We start from the raw sequence: 6,250 nt of genomic DNA, 5'->3' as shown, positions 1-6,250 counted from the left end.
GGTTCTTGTACCTCATAACACTGGGAAGTGCTGTAACTGAAAAAGAGGGGTTGTAACTGCGAAATCCAGAAATTTGGAGTTAAATTTTTCAGCAAAAACTGCTATGACCTCAACAGAGTCTAACAACCTACCGCTTTGGGTACAGCACAGAGATAAAGTACTAGAACAGAGTACGGATATCGAATGGCGCTATGGCAAATTTCCAGACTATACTCGTTCCAACGAAAATATCGCCAGAGAAAGCACACGCAATCATCCAGAAGGTTCACTAGAAGCCATAGTCCAAAACTTAGTGAGAACCTTCGATGTGGAAGCGAACTTTAAAACCAACCCCCAACAGTGGATATCGGTTGTCAACGAAAAGTTCCGCATGAGTACCAATGGAGGTCCAGGCTACACAGTATCAGATTTAGTCGAGTCAGGAACTTACAAACTCCTAATTGGTAACACCAAACACTACAAAGCTGCTGAAGAAAACTTTGAAACATCCACAAACCTCTTCCATACAGCCTTCCCCGAAGGATTTACCTGGGAAGTCCTAGAGGTGTTCTCAGCCCCACCCACCGTTGCCTTTAAGTGGCGGCATTGGGGACATTTTAAAGGCGCATACAAAGACAACGCACCCACAGGAGAGACAATAGAAGTTATCGGCATGAGCGTTGCCCACGTCACCGATGACTTGAAAATCCTTTCTTTGGAACACTACTATGACAACACCAAGTTCTTAGATAAGCTGACAGCAAAAGGACAACAAGAAACTGGTGAACAAAAGCACAAAAAACCAAATTTTTGGAATTTTTTCTCACAATTGTGGCATTGGCAAGAAAAACCCAGAACGGGCGTTGCAAAAACCAGTGCTTGTCCTTTCAGTGCTTTGATGAAGTAATTCTGGTTTAATTATTTTTTAGGGGTATAGGATATAGCACTGTACCCTTAAATTATTGAATAGCAAGCAAAGGTTTAAAAATGAAAACATACTATTACGCTTTGGCAAGTCACAAATTCCTGATTCAAGAAGAACCAACCGCAGAAGTTCTGAAAGAACGCACTCGTCACTACCATGAACAAGAAAAAGAAATTGATTTTTGGTTGGTGAACCAGCCAGCTTTTTTAGAATCGCCTGAAATGGCAGAAGTAAAGGCGAAGTGTCCTCGACCAGCCGCCGCCATTATTTCTACCAATGCCCAATTTATTACCTGGCTCAAACTGCGATTAGAGTATGTGATTACAGGAGAATTTCAGGCTCCTTCTGAGACTATCTCAGATCCTTTAGCTTCCCTCAGCTCAGTGTCTTAACAAGTTCGTAGTCAGGATTTCAGTCCTGTCTTCTCCTACCATTTCTTTGTGAGGAACCGTGCCGAATTTCTGGCTTTCTTTGCGTCCTTCTCCTTCCCTACGGGACGCTACGCGAACGCGTTTTGTAAGAGAATGCGGTAGCCTGCGGCAAGCCCTTCGGCCTTCATTCCTCTGAAATTGGTATAAGCACTAAAGTGCTGACTACAAACCCTCAAAACGAAGCTAGAACAATTTGGGGTAGGTAAAAAACCTGCCCTGAAAGTCGGGGAACAGAAAAGGCATTTTGAAAATCTTTGGAAAAAATCCAGTTTATGCAACCCAATTTTGTGCAGAAATTTGATAATTTATCTAGTGCATTAGCACTTGCAGCAGCAGGCTTGATAGGTAGCATGACTTCTGTCACTGCCCAACAAAATGTTCCCGTTTGTCAACCTCCCCGCCCTGGAGAGTATCTTTTGCTGGTAGTTAGTCCCACAGCAAATAGTCAGAAACAGCTACTTAGTGCCTTGCCAAATCAAATTCAAGCGACAACTTGTCAATATCTTTCTGATACAGTAACGCGGATAGGGGGGTTTAACAGAATTGATGATGCCAATCGTTGGGCTACATATGTAAATAGTATTGTCGGTTTATCTGCCACCATCACTACAAGACCGGCAGCAGCTAATGTCACACAAACACCAAATCTACCTCAGACAATCAGCTTTAATCCCCAAGTTCTAGGAGATGGTTATGCTGTATTGGTAGAGTATTTTAACAAACCAGAACTGGCAAATAGCATACATCAAGTAGTGGGAGGTAACATAGGTTTTGCTTCTTACGGACAACGCCCTTACTTATTGGCAGTTTATACTGGCAACCAACAAGAAGCATACAACGCACTGCAAAAGCTTACCGAGCGCGGTTTTTTTGCCGTTCTAGTGGATGGAAGTAAGGTAATGTTACTGCGCTCATCTGTGCGTTTATAAACTTGTACAAGTCAGCGTAAATAAACAGACCATTTGAAATCAATAAAACGTATATGGTATCGGAATTACGAATTACGAATTACGAATTACGAATTACGAATTACGGTACTAGTAAGCAGAGCGAGCTAACCAATAGATGGTGATGCCCAAAGCTGAACCAACTATCACCTGCACTGGTGTATGTCCCAGTAATTCCTTGAGACGGTCTTGGCTAAAGTCTGGTTTTTCGTGGAATAATTCATCAATCATTTGATTGAGAATCCGAGCTTGCTTGCCAGCAGCTTGGCGGACTCCGGCTGCATCATACATGACAATGATCGCAAAAACAGTAGCCAAAGCAAACTCAGGCGATGCCCAACCAAGACTTTGCCCTACACCAGCTGCAAGAGCTGTAACCAAAGCTGAATGGGCGCTGGGCATACCTCCAGTTGTCACTAAAACACGGACATTCAGTTTGCGATTTTTGACTACCTCAACTACAAGCTTCAATCCTTGAGCAATTAAACAAGCGACCAGAGCCACCAACAGCACCCGGTTATCTAAAATGTTGCCTATGTCCTGCATGGTGTTTTGGTTCGGTTAGTAAATTTAGCAGCAATTATTTTCTGAGAAAACATTTCAATGCAACCCAATATCCCAAATCCCAAATTGACCTAGTACCGCAAGGCGGAAGTCAAAAGTCAAAAGTCAAAAGTCAAAAAGCTTATAAAATTGGCTTTTCATGGATTTTGAATGGTCTGTTGATTTACGCCAACTTGTACTAGTGATTGCGACTGGTGATAAAGTGAGCCAGCGCTTGGAGTGGCTGTGCCAATTTGCCAAATGTTTCCAATTCCTTACAAGCTGCTTCCACTAGCTGTTGAGCTTTGGAGCGTGATTCTTCAAGTCCCCAAAGGCTGGGATAGGTAACTTTTTTAGCTATGAGGTCTTTACCAGCAGTTTTACCTAATTGTTCCTGGGTAGCAGTGATATCCAGAATATCATCGATGATCTGAAATGCCAGACCAATGTTTTGAGAATAGCGAGAAAGTCGTTGGACATCTTCCGCAGATGCCCCGGCAATCATGCCTCCACAAACAACACTGGCTTCTAAAAGGGCAGCTGTTTTGTGGTTATGAATAAAATTCAGGGTTTCTAGAGAAATATCTGATTTACCTTCTGAGTCTAAATCAACCACTTGACCGCCGACTAAGCCGGCGGCTCCCAAGGCTTTGCCGAGACGGGCAATTACTTGTATAACTCTTTCTCTAGGAACGTTTTCCGGAGTTTGAGTGGCAACAAACTCAAAAGCGTAAGCCAACAAGCCATCACCAGCCAAAATGGCGATATTGTCCCCATAAACTTTGTGATTTGTCAGTCTGCCCCGACGATAATCATCATTATCCATTGCTGGCAGGTCGTCGTGAATTAAGGACATTGTATGGATCATTTCTGTCGCACAGGCTGTTGGCATGGCCATTTCAATTGTGCCACCCATGATTTCACAAGCCGCTAGGCAGAGAATGGGGCGTATGCGCTTACCTCCAGCTAATAGCGAGTAGCGCATTGATTCATAAATCTTTTCTGGATAAATCACGGGAATAGCCTGATCCAGAGCAGTTTCACAAAGCTTTTGCCGCTCTTTGAGATAGGCTACCAGGTTAAAGGTGGCTTCCTCTTTCATTTTCTGGAAGTTATCAGCTGCTACCATTCTTCAAATTCCTTCAATTTTAGGCTGTTGGCTGTTTGTCTTATCCGTCACAATTTTAAGATGCTGTGGCGCGGAAAAAGTCAAACAATTTTAGATTTTAGATTTTAGATTTTGGATTGACAATCTAGGGACTTGAGGATTTTCGATTGATTCTACAGATAATTTGGGAGTTTGTAGCATTAAGGAACTATTGGTGATGAGTTAGGGGTAAGGTGTTAATAATTTAGAGTTCATAACTCACAACTCACAACTACTTCGCCTTTTTCAAATAGCTGGCGACTGTATTTTGCAATAAAATAGCAACTGTCATCGGACCAACACCACCAGGAACTGGAGTGATATATTCCGCTACACCAGCAGTTGATTCCCAGTCAACATCGCCGACTAAGCGACTTTTGCCACTGGCATCTGTTACACGATTCATCCCCACATCTACCACAACGGAGCCTGATTTTACCATCTGGGCTGTAATTAATCCTGGGCGACCTACAGCTGCAATGATCAGATCAGCATTCTTCGTGATCGTACCAAGGTCAAGCGATCGCGAGTGAGCAATTGTGACAGTAGCATCAGCTTCCAGTAGCATCAAGGCCATTGGTTTGCCTACTAAAATACTGCGTCCCACCACTACAGCGTGTTTTCCCTGCAAAGAAATTTCATATTCCTGTAATAGCCGCATCACACCAGCTGGGGTACAACTGCGTAAACCAGGTTCTCCCCGCACTAATCGCCCCAAGTTGACTGGATGCAGTCCATCAGCATCTTTGTCTGGGTCTATTTTATTCAGCAGGGCGACAGCATCCAAGTGGCTAGGTAGAGGTAACTGCACGAGAATACCATCCACACGTTCATCTTCGTTGAGTGCAGCAATGACTGCTTCTAGTTCCCCTTGGGTGGTTTCTGTGGGAAAATGCTGTCCAAAAGAAGCAATACCAACTTTAGCGCAGGCTCTTTCTTTGTTGCGGACATAAGCAGCTGAGGCTGGGTTATCCCCCACCATTAATACAGCTAAACCAGGCGATCGCCCAATTTTTGCTTGTGTTTCTGTAGTGATAGCTGAAAGTTCTTGATGAATTTTGTCAGCTAAAGCTTTACCATCGAGAAGTTTGGCAGTTTTTGTTTCCATTAGAATTCCTACAAGACGCGCCTTTAGTCTAGATTTGCTGTCTTTTGCAGCAGAGTCAACAGTCATAAATAACTTTTGTCTATTGACTATCAAGGCGTTGCTGCTTAGTGCCTTAGCGTCTTTCTATCCACAAGACTATATTTATATTGTTTATCTTCTCAGATCAACTGCCTCATCTGAACGCGAAGGAATGAAATATAAAGGGTAATGGGAAATCATCCCCCGCAACCCTCCCCAAATTTACGCACGGTAACTAACTTGATGCAACCAACCAAAAAATTTCACCTTTGCAGTATGATTCCTTACCGCCAGGGAATTACTTTGTTACTTGTTGCGGGTCTTTGCAGTTGTAGTTCCTTGACAATACCGAGCTTCAAAGCTGGTAACTTAAGCATTGGCAGCAATGTCACCCTGATTCAGGAAATTAAACCAGAGACAGACCAGGAGACTATCGTTTACGTCCAAGGTAAGGTGGAAAAGCAAGTTCCCTTAGTTAATCAATGGGCATATCAAATTAATGACTCCACTGGTAAAATTTGGGTGATTACTAATCAACCCAATCTCAAGGAGGGGGCGCAAGTGGTAATTAAGGGTAAAGTTCGCTACAAGAGTATTCCCTTAGCTGACCAAGAGTTTGGGGAAGTTTATCTAGAGGAAAGTTAAGATTTTCAGGAGAAATTACCAGTAAAAATTCATGACTAATCAACCAGTTCATGTAGCGATCGCAATTCTTTACCAAGAAGACAAGTTTCTCATGCAACTGCGAGACAACATCCCAGGGATTATCTACCCTGGTTACTGGGGGCTATTCGGTGGACATCTTGAACTTGGTGAAACGCCAGATGTAGCAGTCAAGCGAGAAGTTATCGAAGAAATCGGCTATACCCTCCCATCATTTTCGGAATTTGGTTGTTATGCAAATGATGCTGTTGTTCGTCATGTCTTTCATGCACCACTGCTAGTCGAATTAAACCAACTTGTTTTAAACGAAGGTTGGGATATGGGATTATTAACACCTAAAGATATTCGCCAAGGTAACTGTTATTCCCCAATTGCCGATGAAATCCGACCTTTAGGCACTATACATCAGAAAATTATGTTGGATTTCATTAGTCAATCAATTTTAGATTTTAGATTTTAGATTTTGGATTAGACTGCAATCTAAAATAC

The 6,250-nt window shown here is 42.8% G+C and carries 8 protein-coding genes; 5 read left to right on the top strand and 3 right to left on the bottom strand.

The window, feature by feature from the left end:
- Positions 1 to 103: 103 nt before the first annotated feature.
- From AACX33_RS04165 to AACX33_RS04155, 3 genes are all read left to right on the top strand, one after another.
- Positions 104 to 886: an ester cyclase gene (locus tag AACX33_RS04165; protein WP_194003194.1), complete on the top strand. Its 783-nt coding sequence runs from the start codon at positions 104 to 106 to the stop codon at positions 884 to 886.
- A gap of 80 nt (positions 887 to 966) precedes the next feature.
- A complete protein-coding gene (locus AACX33_RS04160; RefSeq protein ID WP_194003192.1) occupies positions 967 to 1,296 on the top strand; it encodes an MgPME-cyclase complex family protein in 330 nt (109 codons plus the stop codon).
- A gap of 311 nt (positions 1,297 to 1,607) precedes the next feature.
- On the top strand, positions 1,608 to 2,264 hold the full coding sequence (locus tag AACX33_RS04155; RefSeq protein ID WP_194003190.1) for a hypothetical protein: 657 nt from the start codon (positions 1,608 to 1,610) through the stop codon (positions 2,262 to 2,264).
- Between the two features lie 108 nt (positions 2,265 to 2,372).
- On the opposite strand, the gene AACX33_RS04150 is transcribed toward AACX33_RS04155, so the two are convergent.
- From AACX33_RS04150 to folD, 3 genes are all read right to left on the bottom strand, one after another.
- Complete coding sequence (locus AACX33_RS04150; RefSeq protein ID WP_194003188.1) at positions 2,373 to 2,828, bottom strand: divergent PAP2 family protein; 456 nt, start codon at positions 2,826 to 2,828, stop codon at positions 2,373 to 2,375.
- A 196-nt stretch (positions 2,829 to 3,024) separates the two neighbouring features.
- Positions 3,025 to 3,954, bottom strand: coding sequence for a geranylgeranyl diphosphate synthase CrtE (gene crtE / locus AACX33_RS04145; RefSeq protein ID WP_194003185.1), 930 nt, complete (start codon positions 3,952 to 3,954; stop codon positions 3,025 to 3,027).
- 250 nt (positions 3,955 to 4,204) lie between these two features.
- On the bottom strand, positions 4,205 to 5,080 hold the full coding sequence (gene folD, locus AACX33_RS04140) for a bifunctional methylenetetrahydrofolate dehydrogenase/methenyltetrahydrofolate cyclohydrolase FolD (protein ID WP_194003262.1): 876 nt from the start codon (positions 5,078 to 5,080) through the stop codon (positions 4,205 to 4,207).
- A 207-nt stretch (positions 5,081 to 5,287) separates the two neighbouring features.
- Between folD and AACX33_RS04135 the strand changes: the two genes are divergently transcribed.
- The gene (locus tag AACX33_RS04135) at positions 5,288 to 5,743 is read left to right on the top strand and encodes a hypothetical protein (protein WP_445253288.1); all 456 of its coding nucleotides are present in this window, start codon (positions 5,288 to 5,290) and stop codon (positions 5,741 to 5,743) included.
- 31 nt (positions 5,744 to 5,774) lie between these two features.
- Positions 5,775 to 6,221: an NUDIX hydrolase gene (locus AACX33_RS04130; RefSeq protein WP_194003183.1), complete on the top strand. Its 447-nt coding sequence runs from the start codon at positions 5,775 to 5,777 to the stop codon at positions 6,219 to 6,221.
- Positions 6,222 to 6,250 lie beyond the last annotated feature (29 nt).

Source organism: Nodularia sp. LEGE 04288, from assembly GCF_963896525.1.
In the GTDB taxonomy this organism is placed as follows: Bacteria; Cyanobacteriota; Cyanobacteriia; order Cyanobacteriales; family Nostocaceae; genus Nodularia.
Note: the sequence above shows the minus strand (reverse complement) of the source record. Positions and strands in the feature narration are given on the sequence as shown.